Source organism: Pseudoduganella sp. jia 9 (genome assembly GCF_055502615.1).
Genome location: NZ_JBUPWE010000001.1, coordinates 232,021 through 255,754, shown reverse-complemented (window position 1 = coordinate 255,754; position 23,734 = coordinate 232,021). Strand labels below are relative to the sequence as shown.

The 23,734-nt window shown below is 62.7% G+C and carries 16 protein-coding genes and 1 tRNA gene; 6 read left to right on the top strand and 11 right to left on the bottom strand.

The annotated features are described in order from the left end of the window. Positions 1-418: 418 nt before the first annotated feature. Entirely contained in the window at positions 419-3,184 is a 2,766-nt protein-coding gene (gene prsT / locus ACY34H_RS01160; protein WP_464975643.1) for an XrtA/PEP-CTERM system TPR-repeat protein PrsT, read from the top strand. A 23-nt stretch (positions 3,185-3,207) separates the two neighbouring features. Here the strand turns inward: prsT and ACY34H_RS01155 are convergent, their stop codons facing one another. The 8 genes from ACY34H_RS01155 to ACY34H_RS01120 all read right to left on the bottom strand — a co-directional run bounded on the left by ACY34H_RS01155 (position 3,208) and on the right by ACY34H_RS01120 (position 11,589). Next, entirely contained in the window at positions 3,208-4,746 is a 1,539-nt protein-coding gene (locus tag ACY34H_RS01155) for an FAD-binding oxidoreductase (protein ID WP_464975642.1), read from the bottom strand. Between the two features lie 63 nt (positions 4,747-4,809). Continuing rightward, on the bottom strand, positions 4,810-5,766 hold the full coding sequence (locus ACY34H_RS01150) for an EDSAP-1 family PEP-CTERM protein (RefSeq protein ID WP_464975641.1): 957 nt from the start codon (positions 5,764-5,766) through the stop codon (positions 4,810-4,812). A 357-nt stretch (positions 5,767-6,123) separates the two neighbouring features. Continuing rightward, the gene (locus tag ACY34H_RS01145; protein WP_464975640.1) at positions 6,124-7,686 is read right to left on the bottom strand and encodes a glucosyltransferase domain-containing protein; all 1,563 of its coding nucleotides are present in this window, start codon (positions 7,684-7,686) and stop codon (positions 6,124-6,126) included. Next, a complete protein-coding gene (locus tag ACY34H_RS01140; protein ID WP_464975639.1) occupies positions 7,683-8,054 on the bottom strand; it encodes a GtrA family protein in 372 nt (123 codons plus the stop codon). The genes ACY34H_RS01145 and ACY34H_RS01140 overlap by 4 nt, the downstream gene beginning before the upstream one ends. Continuing rightward, positions 8,047-9,006, bottom strand: a complete 960-nt coding sequence (locus tag ACY34H_RS01135) for a WxcM-like domain-containing protein (protein ID WP_464975638.1) — start codon at positions 9,004-9,006, stop codon at positions 8,047-8,049. The genes ACY34H_RS01140 and ACY34H_RS01135 overlap by 8 nt, the downstream gene beginning before the upstream one ends. After that, positions 8,990-9,937 carry a glycosyltransferase family 2 protein gene (locus tag ACY34H_RS01130; RefSeq protein ID WP_464975637.1) on the bottom strand — a complete coding sequence of 316 codons (948 nt, stop codon included), beginning with the start codon at positions 9,935-9,937 and terminating at the stop codon, positions 8,990-8,992. The genes ACY34H_RS01135 and ACY34H_RS01130 overlap by 17 nt, the downstream gene beginning before the upstream one ends. A 2-nt stretch (positions 9,938-9,939) precedes the next feature. After that, the gene (locus ACY34H_RS01125) at positions 9,940-11,043 is read right to left on the bottom strand and encodes a DegT/DnrJ/EryC1/StrS family aminotransferase (RefSeq protein WP_464975636.1); all 1,104 of its coding nucleotides are present in this window, start codon (positions 11,041-11,043) and stop codon (positions 9,940-9,942) included. A gap of 470 nt (positions 11,044-11,513) precedes the next feature. After that, positions 11,514-11,589 (bottom strand) — tRNA-Arg (locus tag ACY34H_RS01120). Between the two features lie 254 nt (positions 11,590-11,843). On the opposite strand from ACY34H_RS01120, the gene ACY34H_RS01115 reads away from it, so the two are divergent. After that, positions 11,844-12,419 (top strand): c-type cytochrome, encoded by a 576-nt coding sequence (locus ACY34H_RS01115; protein WP_464975635.1) that lies wholly within the window; start codon positions 11,844-11,846, stop codon positions 12,417-12,419. A gap of 418 nt (positions 12,420-12,837) precedes the next feature. Continuing rightward, positions 12,838-13,674, top strand: a complete 837-nt coding sequence (locus ACY34H_RS01110) for an N-acyl amino acid synthase FeeM domain-containing protein (RefSeq protein ID WP_464975634.1) — start codon at positions 12,838-12,840, stop codon at positions 13,672-13,674. Positions 13,675-13,850: 176 nt separating this feature from the next. Here the strand turns inward: ACY34H_RS01110 and ACY34H_RS01105 are convergent, their stop codons facing one another. The 3 genes from ACY34H_RS01105 to ACY34H_RS01095 form a co-directional block, all read right to left on the bottom strand. Continuing rightward, complete coding sequence (locus ACY34H_RS01105; protein ID WP_464975633.1) at positions 13,851-15,893, bottom strand: M13 family metallopeptidase; 2,043 nt, start codon at positions 15,891-15,893, stop codon at positions 13,851-13,853. A 166-nt stretch (positions 15,894-16,059) separates the two neighbouring features. Continuing rightward, complete coding sequence (locus tag ACY34H_RS01100; RefSeq protein WP_464975632.1) at positions 16,060-18,087, bottom strand: M13 family metallopeptidase; 2,028 nt, start codon at positions 18,085-18,087, stop codon at positions 16,060-16,062. 138 nt (positions 18,088-18,225) lie between these two features. Then, positions 18,226-18,792 (bottom strand): hypothetical protein, encoded by a 567-nt coding sequence (locus tag ACY34H_RS01095; RefSeq protein ID WP_464975631.1) that lies wholly within the window; start codon positions 18,790-18,792, stop codon positions 18,226-18,228. A 342-nt stretch (positions 18,793-19,134) separates the two neighbouring features. On the opposite strand from ACY34H_RS01095, the gene ACY34H_RS01090 reads away from it, so the two are divergent. The 3 genes from ACY34H_RS01090 to ACY34H_RS01080 all read left to right on the top strand — a co-directional run bounded on the left by ACY34H_RS01090 (position 19,135) and on the right by ACY34H_RS01080 (position 23,676). Beyond that, on the top strand, positions 19,135-20,592 hold the full coding sequence (locus tag ACY34H_RS01090) for a S41 family peptidase (protein WP_464975778.1): 1,458 nt from the start codon (positions 19,135-19,137) through the stop codon (positions 20,590-20,592). A 132-nt stretch (positions 20,593-20,724) separates the two neighbouring features. Further along, positions 20,725-21,846 carry a beta-ketoacyl-ACP synthase III gene (locus ACY34H_RS01085; protein ID WP_464975630.1) on the top strand — a complete coding sequence of 374 codons (1,122 nt, stop codon included), beginning with the start codon at positions 20,725-20,727 and terminating at the stop codon, positions 21,844-21,846. A 120-nt stretch (positions 21,847-21,966) separates the two neighbouring features. After that, positions 21,967-23,676, top strand: a complete 1,710-nt coding sequence (locus tag ACY34H_RS01080; protein WP_464975629.1) for a cation:proton antiporter domain-containing protein — start codon at positions 21,967-21,969, stop codon at positions 23,674-23,676. The last annotated feature ends 58 nt before the right edge of the window (positions 23,677-23,734 follow it).

Sequence of the window (23,734 nt, the reverse complement as noted above, 5' to 3'; positions counted from 1 at the left end):
ATGATACGACTAAATTTTACACTGATAGCTCGACCATCCTCAGCGCTAACGCAAGCTCTTGGCTACAAAACGGACCAGACATGTAAATTCGCAATGCCGGAAAGCATAACCTTATTGACAACTAGGAATGTCGGCAAATTGTCGAACTGTCAGGAAAAAGGTGAAAGCGTTGCGTTGAAACATCAACATAATTCCCGGAAGAAAACATTCCACTTGCTTTACCGAACAACTGCGCAGGCGGCATAGTCTCCGCAACAGGTTTCCCTCAGTTAGCCGCCTGCCATGGCCACAATCGCGCCGAAAGTTGCCCGTAATATAATTTAATTTTATTAACACTTTTGACTTTCCGCAGTATATGATCTTCGGTGCTGGCGCCCAGAAAGATAGCGCTCGACAGTGCAATCCCACAGGATGATCTATGCATCGCAGACTGAACAAAAAGCAAATGGCGACGGCTCTCGTTGTCCTTCTCTCCGCACTTGCAGGCTGTTCGAAGGATGAGTCTCCCGAACAGTTGATCGCCCAAGCAAGGCAGTACGAAAGCAAGGGTGACAGCAAGGCAGCGGTAATCCAGCTCAAGAATGCCCTGCAGATCAAACCGGACGACGCCGCGGCGCGGCTGGCGCTGGGCCGCCTGTACTTGAAGACTGGCGAGAATGTTTCTGCCGAAAAGGAGTTACAGCGGGCTTTGGAGCTCGGCAGCAGCCGCACCGAAGTGTTGCCCCTGCTTGCAAAATCCCTGCTGCTGCAGAGCAAACCCCAGGCGGTGCTCGATCAAACGGCGTCGGCGCCACGCGACGCCACTCTGCTGAGCCTGCGTGGCGAAGCGCTCCTCGCCCTGAAAAAAATGGACGAGTCCCGTCAGGCCTTCGATAGCGCCCTGGCGATTGAACCGAACAACAGCGATGCCCTCAACGGCCTGGCGCGGCACGCACTGATGAAAAACGACATCGACGGCGCGGTGCGCTTGGCGGACAGTGCCGTCTCGCACAATCCGAACGACGTCGATGCATTGATGTTCCGCGCCGATCTCGACAAGGCAATGGGCAAACTCGACACGGCCCGTGTCCTGTATGACAAGGCACTGCAAGTCAACGCAGGTTCCGCAGCCGCCCATCTACAGAAGGCCTACCTGGACATCGGCGAAGGAAAGTACGATGCCGCCCGCGTCAACATCGCGACAGTGAAGAAACTGGCACCGCAAAATCTGCTGGCATATCACGCGCAGGCGCAGCTCGAGTTCGCAGAGGGCAAATACAAACAAGCGCTGGACAGCATCCAGATCGTTCTCAAGTCTGCGCCGGAACACCTTCCCAGCCAACTGCTGGCGGGCGCGACACAGTTCGCCCTCGGTTCGCTGACACAGGCAGAGCAGCACCTCAAGAAATATATCGAGACAGATACCGGAAACCTGTATGCGCGCAAGATGCTCGCTTCGGTCTATCTCGGCTTGAATCGTCCTCGCGAGGCACTGGCGCAGGTGAACACGGCACTCGACAAATCAAGCGATCCCGCCCTCGTCACGATCGGTGCCCGTGCCTACCTGAACCTGAAGCAGTACGAAAAGGCTGCCGCGACCTACCAGCGCGCCATCGATCTTTCACCTGCGGCGCCCCAGTCGCATGTGGGGCTCGGCCTGGCAAAAATGAGCATGGGCGACGCCAACGGCGCCCTTGCTGCGATGCGCAAGGGCCTCGAGCTGAGCCCGCCAAGGGCGATCGACACTGGCATCGTGCTGGGCATGACACAGCTGCAATTGAAGCAGTATGACGCGGCACTCGCGGTGTTGAATCAGATGGTGCAGCGCGCGCCCGACAGCGCCCTGTTGTACAACCTGCTCGGCGGTGCGCATCGCGGCAAGGGCGACGCTGCCGCCGCACGCGCTGCCTTCGAGAAGTCGTTGCAACTGCAACCGTCGTACTTCACCGCCGTCAGCAATCTGGCACGCATGGATATCGCGGCCGGCAAGCGCGACGCGGCGCGGCAGCGTTACCAGGCATTCCTCGACAAGCATGCGGCGAGTGCGGAAGCGATGGGGGCCCTTGCCGACCTGGCGCTCGCCGAGAACAAGCCGGCCGAGGCCACCCAATGGCTTGAAAAAGCCCATGCGGCGCACCCTAAACTGACGGGCCCTGCCTTGCGGTTGACGCATCAATACCTCGCAGTGGGTGAGAACCGCAAGGCGCTCACGCTGATCCTTGCCATGCAGGTCGAAGATGCCGATAACCCCAATGTGATCGACATGGTCGGCCGCGCCCAGGCGGCAAACGGCAACACGGCAGCGGCACTGGAAGCGTACAGCCGGCTGGCGGCCATCCAGCCGCGCACTACCGGCATGGTCGCCCGGCTGACGGCGGCATACGAATCGCTTGGCGAACCAGGCCTGGCGGCCGATGTTCTTCGAAAAGCCCAGGCGGAGCGCCCGGACGATGTCGCGATCGTACTGGCCCGGGCCGCCCTGGAAACGCGCCGCGGCAACTTCGACCAGGCGGTCATGTTTGCCCGCGAAGTGCAGTCGCGCCCCGCCAACCGGATCCCCGGATTGATCGTGGAAGCGGAAATTCGTGAAGCACAGCGCAAACCGGAACTGGCGATCCCCGTCTATCAGCGGGCCCTGCAGCAGGACAATGGTTCCTCACCGTTACGGATCAAGCTGGCAAACGCCCACCGGCAGGCGGGCAATGCAGAAGAGGCGCTCAGGCTCGTGCAGCAATGGCGTGCAGAGCGCCCAAAAGACCGCGCACTTGCCGTTTATCTGGGCGAACTGTACCTGGCGCAGAAGAAATACCCGGCGGCGATCGACACACTGAACGGGTTGCTGAAGGAAACGCCCGACAACGGCATCATCCTGAACAACCTGGCGTTGGCTTACCAGGCTTCGGGCGACGCCCGTGCGATCGAAACGGCGGAGCAGGCAGTGAAAGCACTGCCGCAGAGCGGAGCCGCGAAAGATACGCTGGGCTGGCTGCTGGTCGAAAAAGGGAACATTGCGCGTGGCCTGCCCCTGCTGAAGCAGGCTATTGAGGCCGAGCCCGGCGCGGCCGACATTCGCTACCACCTCGCCGCAGCGCATGCCCGCAACAACGACAAGGCTGCCGCGCGCAAGGAGCTGGAGACCTTACTGGCCGGCAAGGGCGATATTGCCCAGGCCGCGCAGGCGCGTGCCTTGCTCAAACAGCTCTGAGACGCCCATCCCTGGGCGCAGGTTCAGGGACTGTAGCGGCCGGGCGCGATCACGCCGTTCGGGTCCAGCGCGCGCTTGACTGCGCCAACCGTTTGCCAGTACGGGTCATCTGGATCGACGACGCTTTCCATCATGTCGGCACGCGCGCGGTAAACCTCGAGCTTGCGTGTGCGCAGGTGTGCATGCAAGGCATCGGCCGTGGCGCGGGCAGCAGCGGCCTGTGTGGCATCGGCACGGTCGAACAACAGGTTGATGACGGCCACCAGCGACGTGGCCGTCTCGATATTGATCGTCATGAATAGCTCGAACGGCCGGGCGACCTCCTCGAGTTCGCGAACGATCGTCGCGACCAGTGCGCCATCCATCGGCAGCGCCGGATTGATGAAGATCAGGCCGCAGTTTGTCCTGTCGAGCTGCGTGGCGGGCAGATCGCTGCGGCCGAACCGCCACAGCAAGTTGTCGATTGCTGCATCGGTCGGCTGGCCGAGCGCCAGCACATGCAGGGGGCGGATCGCGGCGATGGCCGCGGCGTTCGCCCGCGCGCTGCGCAGGAAACGCAACGCATGCATCACCCGGTAGCCCAGCCCCAGCTTTTCCTCGGTCAGCACGCGCACTGTCGCGATATCGCCGACCCGGCGCCGCACTTCGGCCAGGTTCACACGCACCTGGGCTGCCGAGCCGGTGATCGCGCCGAGGCTCGTCCAATCGCCCTTTGCGATCAGCGCCAGCGCCTCCTTCGCTTCCGCGGCAGCCGCTGCCGGCGTGCGGCCGCATTGCTCCTCGAGATAAGTGGTGATGCCATACATCAGTGAAGCATGGCTGCGTTGGCGGTTGCCGATGTGCGTGACCGATTCCATCACGCCTTCCCGCTTCAGCTCGGCGAGCCGGTCGATGAATGCGCCGAGCTGCGCCCCATCGCGCAGCCCGAGCGATACGGCCACGGCCTTGGGACGCCTGGGCACGAGGCGAAAACAGGCGCTTGTTACGATGCCGCAATTACCCTGGAAAAACAGGCCATCCAGGATCGGACCCAGACCATACGGATGACTGTGAGCCAGGGGCGAGGATTCGCCGAGGCGACGAAAGCCGGTCTTGATCAGTTCACCCGTGCCGGTGACGACTTCCAGTCCGAACAAGTCTTCCTTGCGCGGGCCGAAGTAACCCACGCCGCGGTCCAGCGCATTGCCGATGATGCTGGTTTCGCGGGCGGAGCCCGTCACGTTGAAGGACAGGTCCGGATGATGCCGCTGCAGCCACTCGTACAGCGCCTGCTGGGTAACGCCCGGCTCGATCACCGCGACCGGGTGGCCGCGCGAAATCTCGGCCGCATTGCGGATCGACGTCATCCTGGCGAGATCAAGCTGGATATCGGTGGGACGAACGGGCGACGCGCCCCCGTAGCCGAAGTTGAGTCCGGTCGAGACCGGGTTGATCGTCCAGCCCGCGCGATTGGCGAGCCGGACAATGCGCTGCACCTGTGCAGAAGTGCGCGGCCGCAGCACGCGCCCGCCCGCCCGGGCCAGTCCGGTGACATTCGAAGTATCGGCGGTGAGTCTCGGCATGGAAGTTCCAATGGAAAAAGCCCGGGCATGCCCGGGCTTGCTGGAGCGGAAATGCCCCCGGTATTATTGCAGACGTTTGCGGCGTGCGGCCACACCCATGGCCAGCAGGCCCAGACCGACGAGCAACAGCGATTCCGGTTCCGGAACGGCGTTCAGCTGGATCGACGAGTTCGACGCTTGCGTGATGACGAGGCTGTAGGTGTTGTCCGCGAACAGGGTTGCCACTTCGGAGAGCACCGTGCCGGAGCTGTCAAACGTATCGGTTTCCGATGCGGCGCCAGCCAGCAGGCCACGGTTCAGCTGTGCAGGCGACCATTGCAGTACCAGTTCACCGGTGGTGGTATTGGTCAGTGTCAGGCTGAAGGTGATACCGGCGGTGGCAACGGAGTCGGCGTTTGCCGGCAGCAGCGGGTCGATGAACACGCGCACGAAGGAGTCATAGGTCAGCGCGAAGCCCAGTTGGGCCGTTTCAGCCACGACGAAGTCGGTGGTAACCGACACACCGTTCTGGATCGTGGCATTGGCGCCGCCGACTGCGTTGGCGGAATCAGCGGAAGAGTCAGCACGCGTCAGGCCGCTTGCACCGCCGGCCAGCGCGTTACCGGAAATATCCATGTCGCCCAGAGCGAAATTACCCACGTTTTGCGTGAAGTTCGCTGAGGTGTTGTTCTCGGCACTGCCACCATAGATACCGTTGATCGTTGCAGGGGCGCACGACGGGCCAGCGCAACGGTAGGCGACGTCCACTGCCGCGGTAGAGCCATCGGTCTCGATGTCGGTGATACTGCCCTGACCAGCACCTGCGCCCACTGCGCCGTTGTAGTTCGAGTTCGCGGTACCAGTGCGCGCATCACGGGTGATGGTGATTTCGCCAGCCAGCGGGCTCGGCTGGCCGTTGGCGCCAACGACCAGCAGTTGCGAAACGGACAGGTCCGCCATGGCGGCGACGCCTGCAAATGCCGGCGCGGCAGCGCCGAAAGCCGAAAGAACGACTGCGGCGAGCAGTGATTTGAGTTTCATGATTTCTCCAGGAAATAATCGGTTGGTCTTGCCTCAGTGCTATTAAGCATGGATCGTGCCAGAATAAATGTTTTAGCAAAATCAACCAGTTATATGAATGGCTTGCGCTTTCGCAAATTCACTGTAAAGTTTTTCGACAGCCCCATTGGCGTATTCCCCGCACTGCGACTTATTCGGACTCAACGTAGTACTTGATTTATCGCAAAATTCCATGAGTTTGACCTATGGAATCGTCAGCGCCTCGAGACTTCCGGAATGCTGGATCGTTGAAACCCAGACAGGCACAGCGCGAGTCGGCTGGCGCGACTGACGGTCACAAGGCGAATGCTGGACGCCCGCCGAGCGGGAAGGATGCTTTTATTTTCTGGATGGTTCGACGTGCGCCGCATCCGGTATTTTTCCCAACTTGAGCAGGTAATAATTCCCGCTGCGGCGCAGCGAACCCTCGTGCGGCCATACCGGCATCTGCGCGAACTGGCTGGCGAGCGCGCTGCGCACGGCTGGCGGCGCCGGACGGACAGCGTCGAAGCCAAGCACACGCAGGTACGCCGTAATACGCTTGAGGTTGCCTTTATCCCAGCCAAAGAAGGAGCCGCGGGTCACGCTGGTCTGGGCGGCGGCAAACAGGGACACGCGTTCCTCCGGACCATAACCATAGGCATCGAGCCAGATCGGTGCGCCGGCCGCATCCGCGCCGCGCAGCACCAGCAGGCGGCGGCCAATCTCGAAGCCCATGAAGCGGTCCTGTTGCTGTACCAGGGTCGCGGTGGCGATGTATTGCGAAGTCAGGTTGACGATTTGCAGCTGAAACAGGGCGAATACCACGAGACCGGCAATCCAGGCGACACCACGCTGGCAAGTAAACGCCAGCAGCGCGCACAGCCACATCACATAAGGCAAGGCGACCATTGCGCGCAACGGCAAGCCCGTCGGGCCAGTTAGCAAGCACAGCAGGAAAGGCGTGCCCAGCAGACCAGCGAACAGCAACAGATTCGGCAGCGCCACGCCAGGCCGCGCACGGGCGACCGCGATCGCCGCACAGGCAAGCGCCACCGCGGCGGCCGGCATTGCCGCACCAAACAGCGCGGCAGAGCCGGAATAGATCGCCCACGCCTGCAAGGCGGTCGAGCCGACCAGCCAATAAGGCGCCTTCCAGTTGTCGAGATTGATGAAGCCTGCGACGTATTCCGGCTCGGTGCCGGAGACACCCAGCGCAAGCTTGTTCAACACGAAATACAGCACCGCCCCGGCAATCAGGCAGACGCCGCCGTAAAAAAGCTGCGCCGCTGTCTGTCGCCATGGGAACGGGCCGGTTCCTTCGATCGACCGGCGCAAGGCCACGCCGATCGTCCCGCAGGCAAACAGCAGCAACAAGGTCTGGTAGGCACCGGCACACAGCGCCAGCAATAGCCCGATGGCCAGCAGCCGGCCGGCCTTGCGGCGTGAAAAACGGCGCAGCTGTGCGTTCGCTGTCGCTTCCGCATACAGCGACAGCGCGGCGGCCACCAGCAGGAAGCCGATGCCGGTGGCCGGCACATTGGCCGAGAATTCCTCGATCAGCCACCATGTCGGATAGGTGACGAACAGGCAGCAGGCCGCGTAAACAGGCCAGCCCGGCGCCAGGCCATGGGCACGCACCAGCAGCATCTGCGCCAGCGCCAGCATGATCGCCAGGAACAGGTAAGGACTGAACGGAATCGACGACTGCGGGAAAAGCAGAGTCTCGACCAGGTAGGTGGTGAAGCGGCCCTGGGCAATCCAGATCTCGCTGCTGGAACGCACCGCCGCCAGTTCATCATCGATGGACGGAGAGTAATTCGCCAGGAAATAACTATTCGCCAGGGCGCCGATCATCATCAGAAGCAGCAGTTCCCGCCAACTGAAGCGCTGGCGTTGCAACCAGACGGTCATCGAACTCATCGGATTCTTCCAACAAAGGCAACTTTCGACAGGAGGTAGGTCAGCGGCAACGTCGCCAGGATGGCAACGGCCGGCGCCAGCATCGGGTGCTGGTGCAGCAAGGTGACCCAGGCCCATACCACGGCGGCCCCCACGAGATACTGCACCAGGTACACCAGCGGCAGCAGCAGGACCGAGCGGAAACCCCGATGCGCCTTGAAGACGAATGCACGGCCCAGCACGTAGCTGATGGCGATACCGCAGGTAAAGGCGATTGCATAGCTGACCTGGTAGCTGGTCACGCGCAGCAGCCCCAGATACAGCAGGTAGGTCACCGCGGTATTCAGCCCCCCGGCAAGCAGGAAGCGCAGGCCGCCACCCTCAGGCATACCTGTGCGATATCAGGTCGACATACTCGTCATAGCTGCGGATATAGTCGGCATTGTCGTAACGGTGCGACGCAAAGACCAGCAACACGGCATCGCTTGAATATTTGTACTGGATGCCCCAGGTCATCGGCGGCAGGTACAGGCCCGTGGTGGCGGAATCGAGCACGAATTCCTCGCGCTTCCTGCCATCGAACGCCACCACATGCACCGATCCCTTGATGGCCACCAAAAACTGATGGCACTCGTGATGCGCATGCTCGCCTCGCGTTTCCGCCGTGGGCACGCCATACACCAGGAAATAGCGCGCGGGCACGAACGGAATGTCGCGGTCGAATTCGCCCACCGACAGGCTGCCGCGGATATCGGCCGCTTCTTTCATCTTGTGCAGGGTGACGCCGCGCACATCGGTGGCGCTGGTATTCAAGCCCGGTGCTCTTGCACTGCCTGGCGCCGTATCGGTGGCGGCCACTGGCTTGGCATCGACATAGCCGACGATCTTGGCCGGGTTGCCGACCACGATGGCATTGGGTGGCACCGACCGGGTAACCACGGCGCCGGCGCCAATCATCGCGCCCTGCTCGATAGTGATCCCCGGCAGAATGGTCGCATTCGCGCCGACCGAGGCGCCGCGGCGGATGACGGTGCGGGCATACTTTTCCGGAAATTTCTTACTTCTTGGGAAAATATCATTGGTGAACGTGGCGTTCGGCCCAACGAACACATCGTCTTCGAGGGTCACGCCATCCCACAGCTGCACACCACATTTGATCGTCACGCGATCACCGATACGCACGTCATTCTCGATGAACACGTTATCGCAGACATTGCAGTCCTCGCCGATCCGCGCCTCCGGCAAGACGTGGGCGAAGGCCCATACACGCGTGCCCTTGCCGATAAAAGTCGACTCGCACATGGCGCGTTCGTGAACGAAATAGTTAACGTTGATGTGCATGGGCGCCCTCGTAGACGTGGGATTGACGGTGAATGGCGTTGGGCCTCTGCTTGGTGTTTTCATAGGTGCGCCAGGCATACACGCCAACGACACCGAGACCGAACAGGTTGAGCGAACCCAGCAGGGCGATCGTCAGAATGGTCATGGCATAACCGGGGACGGCGATCAGACCATTGAGACGGGCCACCACGACCACCACCGCAAGCACGGCGGCCAACGCGGTGCCGGCGGCACCGACGCGTATCAGCAGCTTGATGGGAAGGTCGGTAAACGAGAACGCGCTGTCCATCAGGTACTTCCATTTTTTCCTGAAGGTCCAGCCGGATTTGCCGTGCTGGCGCTCCAGCCGCGTATAGGAGACGACGCTGCGGCGGTAACCGATCCAGAACAGTTGTCCGATCAGCGATGAATGCCGCTCCTCGAGCGTCAGCAAGGTATCGCGAAAATCGCGGTTGCAGCCAAACATGTCGACTCCGCCTGGCGGAATATCCGGCATCACATATTTGCGGTACAGCCACCAGAATGCGCCGGACATCAGCCGCGAGGCCAGCGGATCGCTGCGCCCTTCACGTACGCCAACGACGACATCGGCTTCGTCACGCCGCAAGATGTCGTTCATCTGCAACACCAGTTCGGGCGGTTCCTGCAGGTCGGCGGCCATGACGGCGAAGCGCTGCCCCCTGGCAAACTGCAGACCCATACGAATCGCCGCAAAGGAGCCGAAATTGCGCGACAGGAGTACCAGCTGCGAACGGAAGGCCTGTTGCGGCAGTTGCTTGCGCAACAACATATAGCAATTGTCGGGACTGGCATCGACGACAAACACCGTTTCAAACTCGCCCCCCAGGCTGCAGTTCAGCTCGGTGACGGCAGCCAGCAGGTCCGGCAACGAACCTTCATTCCCGTAGACAGGAACAATCAGGCTGAGCATCTCTAGTCGCCGGTGCCGAAGTGGCCGCGCACCGCGGCAATCACGCGCTCGACACTTTCGTCATCGAGTCCGGGGAAGCATGGCAATGTAACGACCGCGCCGCTGGCCGCTTCGGTCACCGGCAGCGGCGCGTTACTGGCCAGCGCATAGGCGGCCTGGAGATGATCGGGCACCGGATAATGAATATCCGTGGCAATGCCGGCGGCAGTCATGCCCGCAACGAACGCGGCACGTTCCGGCACCCGCATCACATACAGGTGGGCGACGAAGTCTTCGCCGATCGAAGCCGGCAACTGGACTGGCAAGCCGGAAAAGGCAGCGCAATAACGGGCTGCGATGGCGCGGCGCTGCGCATTCCAGGCGTCGAGCATCGGCAGTTTTTCCCGCAACACGGCCGCCTGCAGCTCGTCGAGCCGGCTGTTGCGCCCTCCCGCCTCGGTCACATGGTATTTCCTGCTCCAGCCATACTGGCGCAGGCGCCGTGCCCGGGCATCGAACTCGGCGCTGCTGGTCGTGATGGCGCCGCCGTCGCCGATGGCGCCGAGGTTCTTGGTCGGATAAAAACTGAAGCAGGCAATGACGCCGAAACCGCCGGCGCGAACACCATGGCGGGTGGCGCCATGCGCCTGGGCGCAGTCTTCGATCAAGGGAACGTTGGCGGCAGCGGCCATGGCAGCAATCTGCTCGATGTCAGCCAGCTGGCCATACAGGTGGGTGACGATGACGGCATCGATACCGGTGGCCAGCACCGTCTGCAGCGCGGCAGGCGCCATGGTCAGCGTGGCGGCATCGACGTCCACATAACAGGGATGGGCGCCAACGGCGTGTACTGCGGTGCTGCCATAAAACCCCGCGTTGGCCACCAGGGCAACGCGCTTGCCCGGACCGATCTCCAGCGTACGCAATGCAATTTCCAGCGCGTCAGTGCCATTGGCAAGCGAAATGCACGATCTGGCACCTTGGTAAGCGGCAAATTCGGCTTCGAAAGCCGCCACTTCCGTACCGAGCACATACCAGTTGCGCTCGATTACACGTTGCAAAGCGCCAGTCAGATCGACGCCCCTGTTTGCAATGGATGACGAAAAAAGCGGCACCTGGCTAACCATTTCTTACCCTTATGACTAAGTAGAAGAAATTCGTGCAGTTGATTATACGGCAATTTTCCAGTTAGCAAACGGTAGTTGAAGGGTTGGCCAGAACCATGCCGGAGCAGGCATTTCGGCCAGATTTCGCGGGTTTCAACAGGCTTTCCTGGTCGGCAGCTTTGTATCCTTGCGCGTCGGGAAAACACTTTCAGCCCGTCGCGCGAGGCATGAATTAGTTACCAAAAGTAACGAATTGAAGGTCACCCAGGCATAGTGATCCGCCGTGCCCCCGACTTGGAGCGAGGCCAGCGAAAGAGTCGGAATGGCAGCATGCGGCATGGCTAGTCGACAGCAAAGCCGAAACAGGCGACGAACGAAACGGGGGGAGAAATTGCGGCAGAACGGTGACAGGGACGGTGACAGGAAGAGTGCCACGAACAGAAGCGGACGTCTGTCCGATACCGGACTGCCTTGTAACGCATTGATTTTGATGGTGCGGCTGGCTGGGATCGAACCAGCGACCCTTGGCTTCGGAGGCCAATACTCTATCCACTGAGCTACAGCCGCACGGAGAACCGAAGGATACCGGCTTTCCTGCCGCGCGTCTATCCGAAAGCACAAGTATTTTGCTTGCCGGGATCGTGAATCGTCCCGACCGGCCGCCGTGGCCAGCCGTTTCCCGCACGGCCGAGTTGTTTCCCGCTCCATAATTTTGGGACTATAATCAGCCGGTTTCTCGGCGAGAAGTCTGCCATACCCAAGTACCCCGATGTTCACAACATTCACGCGCTGGCCAACCAGCCACTTGTACTAAGGAAATCATGAGCGACGCACACCACGAGCACCAATCCGTCATCCGGACTCCCAAGCAACTTGCAGCAGCGGTCATCGCATTCTTCCTCATCACCATCTTCGGCATCATCCTGCTGGTCCAGTTCGTCACCCAGCAAAAACTGACCGGCGCCGGTTCCGATGCCATGTCCGCCGAGGCGATCGCCACCCGCCTGAAACCCGTTGCCGACGAAGGGTTCACGTTCAAGGATGTGAATGCGCCGAAGGTGCTGCAGACCGCCGAGGCGGTATACACGTCGACCTGCCAGGCCTGCCATGGCGCGGGTATTGCCGGCGCACCGAAAACGGGCGATAGCGGTGCCTGGGCGGCACGCATTGCCCAAGGTTACGATACGGTCCTCAAGCATGCGATCGAAGGCTTGCGCGCCATGCCTGCCAAGGGCGGCAATCCGGACCTGGACGATGTGGAAGTCGCGCGTGCCGTCGTGTTCATGGCCAACCAGTCCGGCGCCAAGTTCAAGGAACCGGAAGCGCCGGCCACCACAGAAGCAACAGCCCCCGCCGCAAATGCGCCCGTCGAAGCCGCGCAACCGCCAAAAGGCTGATCAGTCATCCTGCAGGGAACCTGAGGCAAATCTCGCACGGCAATGGGAACACGGAGCGTACGGTGCCGAGCGCAAAACCCGCGAACGGTGAACAGCCGAGTCACGCTACTCGGCGATCCCTCGTCTCGCCCCAGTCCTGTTCCAAGCCTGTATTCATCAATTTACGCGATTCCTGAGGCCGGCTTCGGTATATCATCGCTGCCATGCGGTCCATGCAACTATGCATGAGATAACGCAACGCAGTTAGTCAGGTACGACGCGATGTCGAGCGTGGCGCGCACCGTGGGAAGCCGGCGCAGGCATGTGTGCCGGCGTGAGGCATGCCCGCTGCTGCAACCGGCACGTACAGGCACGCGCGGCGCACCTGATAGACCGGCCGTCGTCTTTGTCAGGAAGGCCCGGGCGTCTCGACAGCTTCATGCCGAAGCCTGTCGTGACGACAGGGAAACGCATCATCGACTATCAACGGAGGGAAGTCATGGCAACCTTGGATGAAAGGGCAAATGCCTCCGGGCCGGGAGACAATCTGGACAATACTCTCGGGTTGAAGAACGATTTGCCCGTATCGGAGGCCGAACCGTCCGGCACTCTGCAAAACGTCCTTATCGATACAAAGACCTTCGGCATTCGTCTCGCCGATACCGACGAAGGCCGCAATTCCGCCAGCCTGCTGATCAACAAGATGTATGCCTGGCGCGGCTATGGTTCCACCCACAAGGTCGAATCCAATCCCAACAGGATTACGCTGGCTGCGTCGGAAAAAAACGGCAATACGATCGGTACCGTGACCCTGGGCATCGACTCGCCGACCGGCCTGCTGGCAGACGAGATTTTCAAGGACCACGCCGATGCTCTGCGAGAGCGTGGCGCCCAGCTCTGTGAAATAACCAAGCTCGCGTTCGATCACACCGTGCGTTCGAAACATGCACTGGCGGCACTGTTTCACACGCTATACCTTTACGCCCACCACATTCATGGCTGCACTCACGCGCTGATCGAAGTGAACCCGCGTCACCGCCGCTTCTACGAAAGCATGCTGGGGTTCAAGCGGGTAGGTACAGTACGGGAAAACCCGCGTGTGCAGGCGCCCGCCTACCTGCTGGGCGTCGAGCTGATCGACATGGCGGAACAGATCAGGCAGTTCGGCGGCACCGCCGACAAGCCGTCGAGCCAGCCACAGCGATCGCTGTATCCGTACTTCTTCTCGGTGCGGGAAGCGGAAGGTATCGTCAACCGCCTGAAGGCAATTGCGTGAGCGGCACGGCGACAGGCCGAGCGTGCGTCCAGCGCGACATAGCAGCCGGAGCAAGACTTGGCACGGCTGCGGCGGCACAACCGTGAAGCTGGCAGTGGGAACGATGTGCCCCGCTCACACGGGGCACTGAAGGCAGCGGGCCAGCCGGGGGACCGCGCTGCCTGGCTGCCGGCGACTTACCAGATGATTACACGTTCCTTCGGCGGCAGGTACATCTTGTCGCCAGAGTTCACCTTGAAGGCCTCGTAGAAGCCCGGCTGGTTGCGCATCGTGCCGTTGGCGCGGAACTGCCCGGGGGCATGCGGGTCGGTCTTGATCTGCACGATCTGCGCCGGTTCACGCATCTTCATGCGCCACACCTGCGCCCAACCCATGTAGAAGCGCTGGTCGCCCGTCAAGCCGTCGATCACCGGCGCCTTCTTGCCCTTCAACGACAACTTGTAGGCCTTGTGGGCCACGGCCAGGCCGGAGTTGTCGCCGATATTCTCGCCCAGCGTCAGCTCGCCATTGACCTGGTAACCGGGCAGCGGGCTGTAGGCACCGTATTGCGCCACCAGCTGGCTCGTCTTGGCCTTGAAGTTCTTGTGGTCGGCCGGGCTCCACCAGTCACGCAGGTTGCCGTCGCCGTCATACTGCGCGCCCTGGTCGTCGAAGCCATGGCTGATCTCGTGGCCGATCACGCCGCCGATCGCGCCGTAGTTCACCGCGTCATCGGCTTTCGGATCGAAGAACGGTGGCTGCAGGATCGACGCCGGGAACACGATCTCGTTCATTTCCGGGTTGTAGTAAGCGTTCACCGTCTGCGGCGTCATCAGCCACTCGTCGCGGTCGATCGGCTTGCCCAGCTTGTTCATTTCCTTGTTGTAGTTGAACTCGCTGGCGCGCTGCACGTTGCCCAGCAGGTCGTCGCGCTTCACGGTCAGCGCCGAGTAATCGCGCCATTTGTTCGGGTAGCCGATCTTGGTGGTGAACTTGGCCAGCTTGGTCTGCGCTTCCTTCTTCGTGGCAGGCGTCATCCAGTCCAGCGTGTTGATGCTTTGCCTGAACGCGGTCAGCAGGTTTTTCACCAGCACTTCCATGCGCGCCTTGTACTCGGCCGGGAAATGCTGCTGCACGTAGACCTTGCCGATCGCCTCGCCCAGTGCGCCCTCGGTGGAGCTGACGGCGCGCTTCCAGCGCGGCCGGTTTTCGGTCGCGCCGGAAAGCGTGGTGCCATAGAACGCGAAGTTCTCGTCGACGAACGCCTTCGACAGGTACGGTGCAGCGTCATGGATCACCTGCCATTGCGCATAGGCCTTCAGCGATTCCAGCGGCGTGTCGGCCAGCACCTTGTCCAGCGCCTGGAAGTAGGTCGGCTGGCTGACGATCACGTAGGTCGCCTTGCCCTGCACGCCGGTGGCGGCCAGGTAGGCGTTCCAGTCGAAGGCAGGCATCAGTTCGCCGACCTTGGCGATGTCGTACTTGTTGTAGGCCTTGACCGGGTCGCGCAGTTCGACCTTGCTCCACTGGATCTTGGCGATCTCGGTCTCGAACGCCACGATGGCTTTCGCATTGGCGGCGGCGTTCGCATCGCCGGCCAGCGTCAGCATCTTCGCCACGTGGGTCTCGTACTTGGCCAGCGCCTCGGCCAGCTTGGCGTCATCCTTTTTCAGGTAATAATCGCGGTCGGGCAGGCCCAGGCCATCCTGGAAGAAGTCGACCACGTACTTGGTCGAATCCTTGTTGTCCTGGTGGATGGTGAGGTTGATGGGCGCCGTCACGCCGTAGCGGTTGAATTCCGCAAACAGTTGCGGCAGCGCCTTCTTGTCGCCGATGGCGGCGATCTTCGCCAGCTTGTCCTTGATCGGCGCAACTCCCAGCTGTTCGACGCGCGCTTCATCCATGAAGCTGGCATAGAAATCGCCGATGCGCTGCTGGTCCGCATCCTTCGCGCTCGCGGCCGCGTCCTCGATGATCTTGCGCAGCTGCGGCTGGGTATCCTCATGCAGCTTGTGGAAGGCGCCCCAGCTGGATTTATCGGCCGGGATCTCGGTGGTGGCCAGCCATTTGCCGTTGGTGTGAACGAAGAAATCGTCCTGGGCGCGCACGGATGGGTCGATATATTCGACTGCGATGCCCGATGCCGCCTTGCCGGCGGGGGCCTTGTCGGCCGCGTTTGCGAAGCCGCACACGCCGGCCAGCAGGCCGAGCGTCAATGCACTTAACAGGTGTCGTTTCAAGGTATTTCCCTCTTGTGTAGGACTATGGGTTTACCGGTCGGTTACCGGTCGGTCGACAATACCATACCGGCCCGCCGTGAATGACGAAAAGACCACGGGCTGTGGCCTTTTTGCCAGTGCGGTTCCGGCCGGTATCCGTCACCGGATGCGCTTTACCGGATGCGCTTTACCAGATGATCACGCGCTCTTCCGGCTTCAGGTACAGCTTGTCGCCTTCCTTCACGCCGAACGCTTCGTAGAAGCCGGGCTGGTTGACCACGGTACCGTTGGCGCGGAAACGGCCCGGCGCATGCGGGTCGGTCTTGACCTGCACGATCTGCTGCGCTTCGCGCATCTTGGCGCGCCATACCTGGCCAAAGCCCATGTAGAAGCGCTGCTCGCCCGTCAGGCCGTCGAGCACCGGTGCAGGCTGCCCGCCCAGCGACAGCTTGTATGCCTTGTACGCGATCGCCAGGCCCGAGTTGTCGGCGATGTTCTCGCCCAGGGTCAGCTTGCCGTTCACGTTGTAGCCGGGCAGCGGACTGTAGCCGTCATACTGCGCCACCAGCCGGTCGGCCTTGGCCTTGAAGTTGGCGCGGTCCTGCTCGGTCCACCAGTTGCGCAGGTTGCCGTCGCCGTCCGACTGGCTGCCGGAGTCGTCGAAGCCATGGCTGATCTCGTGGCCGATCACGGCACCGATCGCGCCGTAGTTCACGGCGTCGTCCGCTTTCGCGTCGAAGAACGGCGGCTGCAGGATCGCGGCAGGGAACACGATCTCGTTGGTGGTCGAACGATAATAGGCGTTCACCGTTTGCGGCGTCATGCCCCACTCGGTGCGGTCGATCGGCGTGCCGAGCTTGGCGATGTTGCGGTCATAGTCGAACTCCGCGGCGCGGCGCACGTTGCCCATCAGGTCGCCCTTGATGGTCTTGAACTTCGCATAATCGCGCCACTTGTCCGGGTAGCCGATCTTCGGCGTGAACTTGGCCAGCTTGGCCTGTGCCTCCTTCTTTGTTTCGGGGCTCATCCAGTCCAGCGTATCGATGCTCTGCCGGTACGCGACCAGCAGGTTCTGCACCAGCTTTTCCATGCGCTCCTTGCGCTCCGGCGGGAAATGCTGTGCCACGTATAGCTTGCCCAGGCCTTCGCCGATCGCGCCTTCGACGACGCCCACGCCGCGTTTCCAGCGCGGCGGCTGTTCCGTCACGCCAGTCAGCACGGTGCCGTAGAACGCAAAGTGCGCATCGGCGAACGGCTTGGACAGGTAAGGCGACGCATCGCGCAGCAGCTGCCACGTGAAGTAGGCCTTCAAGGTGGGCAGGTCGGTATCGGCCAGCGTCTTCACCAGGCCCTGCAGGTAGCTGGGCTGCATCACGATGACGTAATCGGTCTTCCCGGCGATGCCGGCGGCGGCGAGCGCAGCCTGCCAGTCGTAGCCCGGCGCCAGCGCGGCCAGCTGGTCGATCGCGACCTTGTTGTAGCGCTTCACGGGATCGCGGTTCTCCACCTTGGTCCACTGTGCCTGCGCCAGCGCGGTTTCCAGCGCCACGATGCGCTTCGCCTGCGCGGCGGTATCCTTCTGGCCGGCCAGCGCCAGCACCTTCGCGATGTGCAGCTCGTATTTCGCCAGCGCGTCGGCCAGCTTGGCGTCGTCCTTCTTCAGGTAGTAATCGCGGTCCGGCAAACCCAGGCCGCTCTGCGCCACATAGGCGGCATAACGCGACGATTCACGCGCATCCTGCGATACGCGCACCGCATAGGGCGTGACCACGCCCAGGCGGTTCAGATGCGCCACCAGCGCGGGCAGCTCCGCCTTGTCCTTCACGGCGGCGAGACGCGCCATGTCGGCTTTCAGCGGCCGGGTGCCCAGCGCATCGAGCTTTTTCTCATCCATGTAGCTGGCGTAAAGGTCGGCAATCTTCTGTTCGTCGCCTTGCAGTCGTTTCTGCTGCGCCAGCTGTTCGATGATGCTGCGCAGTTGCGGCAGCGTATCGTCGCGCAGCTTCATGAACGAGCCCCAGCTCGCCTTGTCGGCCGGGATCTCGGCGGTCTTCAGCCAGCCGCCGTTGAGGTGCTCGAAGAAATCGTCCTGCGGGCGCACGCCGTGGTCGATGTACTGCGTATCGATGCCGGACGCCGGCGCGGCAGTGTCGGCTGCCATCGCGCCTGTGGCGCACAATGCAAGAATGAGGGTGGAGAGGAGATGTCGTTTCACGTGGCCGCTTTCTGTGGGGGGAACGGTCCTTCGTGGGGGCCGTTCCCGGATGGAGACTGTGGGTGAGGCGCGCACCGCATGGATCGGCGCGCCCATCCATTAGCGTACACGAGGTCGCGGCCGGGCTTCAAGCACGGATCAGCGGCCGATGCTGATACCGCCGCCCATATTGCCCATGCCGCCGCCCATGCCGCCGCCCGGCCCGCCGCCTGGACCGCCGCGGTGCTCGCCGCCTTCACCGCGCGGCGCGCCACCATTGCCGCCGCCCGGCCCTTCCGGCTTGCGCTGCAATTGCTCGGCGAGGAATACGGCTACCGCGCGACGCTGGCTTTCATCGAGTGCATCGTTCACCGTCAGCCACCACTCGCGCAACTGCTTTTCCTCGGCAAGGGCGGTGGCGCCTTCCCTGTCGAGGGCGCCGGCCATGTCGCGCAGTTCGACACCCGGGTTCTCCAGGGTCTGCAGCGCCGCGGCCTGCATCCTTTCAGCGCGCGACTGGCGCTCGCGCAGCAGCGCGCGCGTCCTGCTCTCGGTCTGCTGCCACAAGGTCTGCTGGTTGGCGTTCAGCTTCAGCGAGTCCTTCAGCGCGGGGGCCATCATCAGCAAGTCCTGCGCGCGCATCTCCATCATCGGCAACGCGCTGGCGGAGCCAGCCATCAGCAACGCGGCGGCCAGTGCGGCCGCACTCTTTTTCAACATGTTCATGAATGCTCCGTGCAAAAAAAAGCCTGCGCTTGGGGGCGCAGGCCAAAACCACTTCAGGGTAGAGAGAAATACGGACCCAGTGTAGGACGCGATTTCTTGGCTTTCCGGCATTCTTACATTTCGTAACTCTCATTAACGCGGACGTACAACTCGTCAAGAAACGGCAACGTTGCCGGGTTCGTTCAAGGGAACATGAACGAGGTAAATCGCGGTAAAGCGCCCGCCGTGCCACGTGCACGCCACTCTCTTGTGGAAAATCGGGTTTATACTGGACCGGCGGCGGTCGAGTGAGCGCTGCGCGTTTTGAAGGGCAACGACATGAGCGACAGCGTAGGCAACAGCATGGGCAGCGGCGCGGGCGGGAAACGGAAAGGCGCACTGAAGGGTGCGCTCAGTCGCGCCGGCCTGGTGGGCCTCGGCGTGATAGGCGGCATCGCCGTTTCGCTGCAGTTTTCCGCGATGGCCCAACGCGCCGCGGAGCCTGCCTTGCCGCTGGAAGAATTGCGCCAGCTTGCCGATGTGTATGGCCTGATCAAATCCGATTATGTCGAGCAGGTCGAAGACCGGAAACTGCTGGCCGAGGCCATTTCCGGCATGGTCGCCTCCCTCGACCCGCATTCGGCCTACCTCGACAAGAAAGCCTATGCGGAGCTGCGCGAGGGGTCGCAGGGGCGCTTCGTGGGCCTGGGCATCGAGATCGCCCAGAGCGACGAAGGCTATATCCGCATCGTGGCACCGATCGAGGATTCGCCCGCCTACCGCGCCGGCATCAAGGCCGGCGACCTGATCACCCGCCTCGATTCGATGCCGCTGAAAGGCATGTCGCTCGACGAATCGGTGAAGAAGATGCGCGGCGAGCCGCACAGCAAGGTCACGCTGACCGTGCTGCGCGAGGAAGAGCCGCAACCGCTCACGTTCAGCCTGGTGCGCGAGGAAATCCAGCAAAAGAGCGTCAAGGGCAAGATCGTCGAACCGGGGTACGCATGGCTGCGCGTGGCGCAGTTCCAGGAACCCACGGTGGATGATCTGGCAGCCAAGATCACCGAGCTGTACCGGCAGGATCCCAACCTGAAGGGCATGGTGCTCGACCTGCGCAACGATCCCGGCGGCGTGCTGCAGGGTGCGATCGGCGTGGCCGCGGCATTCCTGCCGAAGGACACGCCCGTGGTGTCCACCAACGGCCAGTTGCCCGACTCGAAGCAGATCTACTACGCGCGTGCCGAATACTATTCGCTGCGCAGCGACAGCGATCCGCTGGCGCGCCTGCCTGATGCCGTCAAGCGGGTACCGCTGGCGGTGCTGGTCAATACCGGTTCCGCATCAGCCTCCGAAATCGTCGCCGGTGCGCTGCAGGACTACGGGCGCGCCAGGATCATCGGCACGCAAACGTTCGGCAAGGGCTCGGTGCAAACGATCCGCCAGTTGAGCGCCGACACGGCATTAAAGCTGACCACGGCGCGCTATTACACGCCGCACGGCCGCGCGATCCAGGCCAAGGGTATCGTGCCGGACCTGCAGGTCAACGAATACGCCGATGGCGACGGCCTGAACGCACTGCGCATGCGCGAGGCCGACTTGTCCAGGCACCTCGCAAACGACCGCGAGGCGGAAGTTTCCAAGGAACGCCGCGACGAGCTGGAGGAACAGGCGCGCATCCTCGCGCTGGAGAAAAAGCGCAAGCCCCTCGAATACGGCAGCGCCGGCGACTTCCAGCTGGCGCAGGCGCTGAACCACCTGAAGGGATTGCCGGTACAGACAGCCAGGCCGGAATCGGCGATCGTGCAGGCGGCGGCAAAGTGATTGCCAGCGGCAGCGAACACTGGACGGCGCCTTCGGGCGCCGTTTTTTTACGCCCATTTTCGGCGCATTTCTTCAGGTAGAATCTGCGCCTCAGCGGCGCTCGCACCGCTTAACGAATTCGAAAGTTTGCTTATGAAACAAGCTGTTATCAGCGGTACCGGGCTGTTCACGCCAGCGCACGCGATCTCGAACGAAGAACTGGTGGAAGCCTTCAATGCCTATGTAGAACTGTTCAATGCGGAACATTCCGGCGCCATCGCGGCGGGCACGGTGACCGCGCTGGAACCATCGTCGGCCGCGTTCATCGAGAAGGCTTCGGGCATCAAGTCGCGCCATGTAATGGACAAGGCCGGCATCCTCGATCCGCACCGGATGGCGCCGCGCATCCCCGAGCGCGGCAACGAAGAACTGTCGCTGCAGGCGGAAATGTGCGTCGCGGCGGCCACCGAAGCGCTGGCCCGTGCCAACCGCACGCCGGCCGACATCGACATGGTCATCGTCGCCTGCTCGAACATGCAGCGCGCCTACCCGGCGATGGCGATCGAAGTCCAGCAGGCCCTGGGCATCGACGGCTTCGGCTTCGACATGAACGTGGCCTGCTCGTCCGCCACGTTCGGCATCCAGACCGCGGCCACCGCCGTGCAGGCCGGGCAGGCCCGTGCGGTGCTCGTGCTGAACCCGGAAATCACCAGCGGCCACCTGGACTACCGCGACCGCGACAGCCACTTCATCTTCGGCGATGCCTGCACGGCGATGGTGATCGAAGCGCGCGATGCCGCCGTCTCCGCGCACCAGTTCGAGATCGTCGACATGAAGCTGAAGACCTCGTTCTCGAACAATATCCGCAACAACTTCGGCTTCATGAACCGCTTCGACGAAGCGGGCGTGGGCCAGCCGGACAAGCTCTTCAAGCAGCAGGGCCGCAAGGTATTCAAGGACGTGTGCCCGATGGCCGCGGAGATGATCAAGAACTCGATCGCCAGCGCCGGCCTGCAGGTCGAGGATATCCGCCGCTACTGGCTGCACCAGGCCAACCTGAACATGAACCAGCTGATCGCCCGCCTGATCCTGGGCCGCGACGCCACGACGGACGAAGCGCCGGTGGTGCTCGACACGTACGCGAACACGTCGTCCGCCGGTTCCATCATCGCCTTCCACAAGCACCAGGACGATCTGCCGGCCGGCGCCCATGGCGTCATCTGTTCGTTCGGTGCCGGTTACTCGATCGGCAGCGTGGTCGTGCGCAAGGTCTGAGGAAGACAACGCGCTGCCGGCCGCGCCAAAAAACGGCGGGGCCGCGCAGCCCCGGCAGTTTATACTTTCGGCAAGGGCCGGTGTTCGCCGTCCCACCCACCCGAAAGGAACCCTGCCTGCATGCCCCATGACGTCCCCCTGATCACCACCATCGCCGCCGCCCTCGGCTTCGGCCTCGTCTTCGGCTTCATCGCCGCCCGCCTGAAACTGCCCGCCCTGGTCGGCTACCTTGCCGCCGGCATCCTGCTTGGCCCCACCACCCCCGGCTTCGTGGCCGATGCGGCGCTGGCCGGCCAGCTGGCCGAAATCGGCGTCATGCTGATGATGTTCGGCGTGGGCCTGCATTTCTCGCTGGAAGACCTGTGGGAAGTGCGCAAGGTGGCGCTGCCGGGTGCCGTGCTGCAGATCGCCGCCGCCACCGCGATGGGCATGGGCCTGGCGCACTGGTGGGGCTGGTCCATCGGCGGCGGCCTGGTGTTCGGGCTGGCGCTGTCCGTCGCCAGTACCGTGGTGCTGCTGCGCGCGCTGGAAGAACGGGGCATCCTCGACACCTTCAACGGCCGTATCGCGGTCGGCTGGCTGGTTGTCGAAGACCTGGTCACCGTCATCGTGCTGGTATTGCTGCCGGCATTGGCGCCCTCGCTGGGCGGCGACACTTCGGGCGTCGACCCGAACGCCAGTATCTGGGTGACGCTGGCCGTCACGCTCGGCAAGGTGGCGGTATTCGTCGGCTTCATGCTGGTGGTGGGCCGCAAGCTGTTCCCGTGGATCCTGTGGCAGGTGGCGCGCACCGGCTCGCGCGAACTGTTCACGCTGTGCGTGATCGCCGCCGCGGTCGGCATCGCGTTCGCCGCCACCAAGCTGTTCGGCATCTCGTTCGCGCTGGGCGCCTTCTTCGCCGGCATGGTGCTGCGCGAATCGGCGCTGGCGCACCGTGCGGCGCAGGAATCGCTGCCGCTGCGCGACGCATTCGCGGTGCTGTTCTTCGTCTCGGTCGGCATGCTGTTCGAACCGGCCATCATCATGGAACAGCCGCTGCAGTTGCTGGCGGTGGTGGCGATCATCATCTTCGGCAAATCGCTGGCTGCGTTCCTGCTGGTGGTGCTGTTGCGCTACCCGGCCAAGACGGCACTGATGGTCTCGGCCAGCCTGGCGCAGATCGGCGAATTCTCGTTCATCCTTGCCGCGCTGGGCATTTCACTGAAATTGATGCCGCACGAAGGCCAGAGCCTGCTACTGGCCGGCGCCATCATCTCGATCGCCCTGAACCCGCTGGTCTTCGCCGTCACCGGCCCGCTGGAGCGCTGGCTCGGCCGCAACCAGCTGCTGGCGGCGAAATTCGACCGGCCGGCCGACCCGCTGGCGGAATTGCCGATGACCACGGCACGCACCAAGCTGTCCGGCCAGGTAGTGCTGGTGGGCTATGGCCGCGTCGGCCGCCACATCGCCCGCACGCTGAACGAACACGGCATTCACTATGTGGTGGCGGAACAGAACCGCGAGCTGGTCGACGAACTGCGGCGCAACGGCACCCCCGCCGTGGCCGGCAATGCGGGCGAGCCGGCGGTATTGATCCAGGCCCACATCGCGCACGCCAGGATGCTGGTGATCGCCACGCCGGACACCTTCCACGTGCGCGCGATGATCGAAACGGCGCGTGCGCTGAATCCGGACATCCGCACCGTCGTGCGCACCCACAGCGAAGAGGAGGCGGACCTGCTGCGCCAGGAGCAGGCCGGCAAGATCTTCATCGGCGAGCAGGTCCTGGCCGACAACATGAGCGACTACGTGCTCGACACTTTCCGCCAGCCGGCGGTGGCCGCGCACTGACCACCGGCCAGCACAAACTGAACCTCGCGAACCGGGCCTTGCGAACCGGACCTTGATA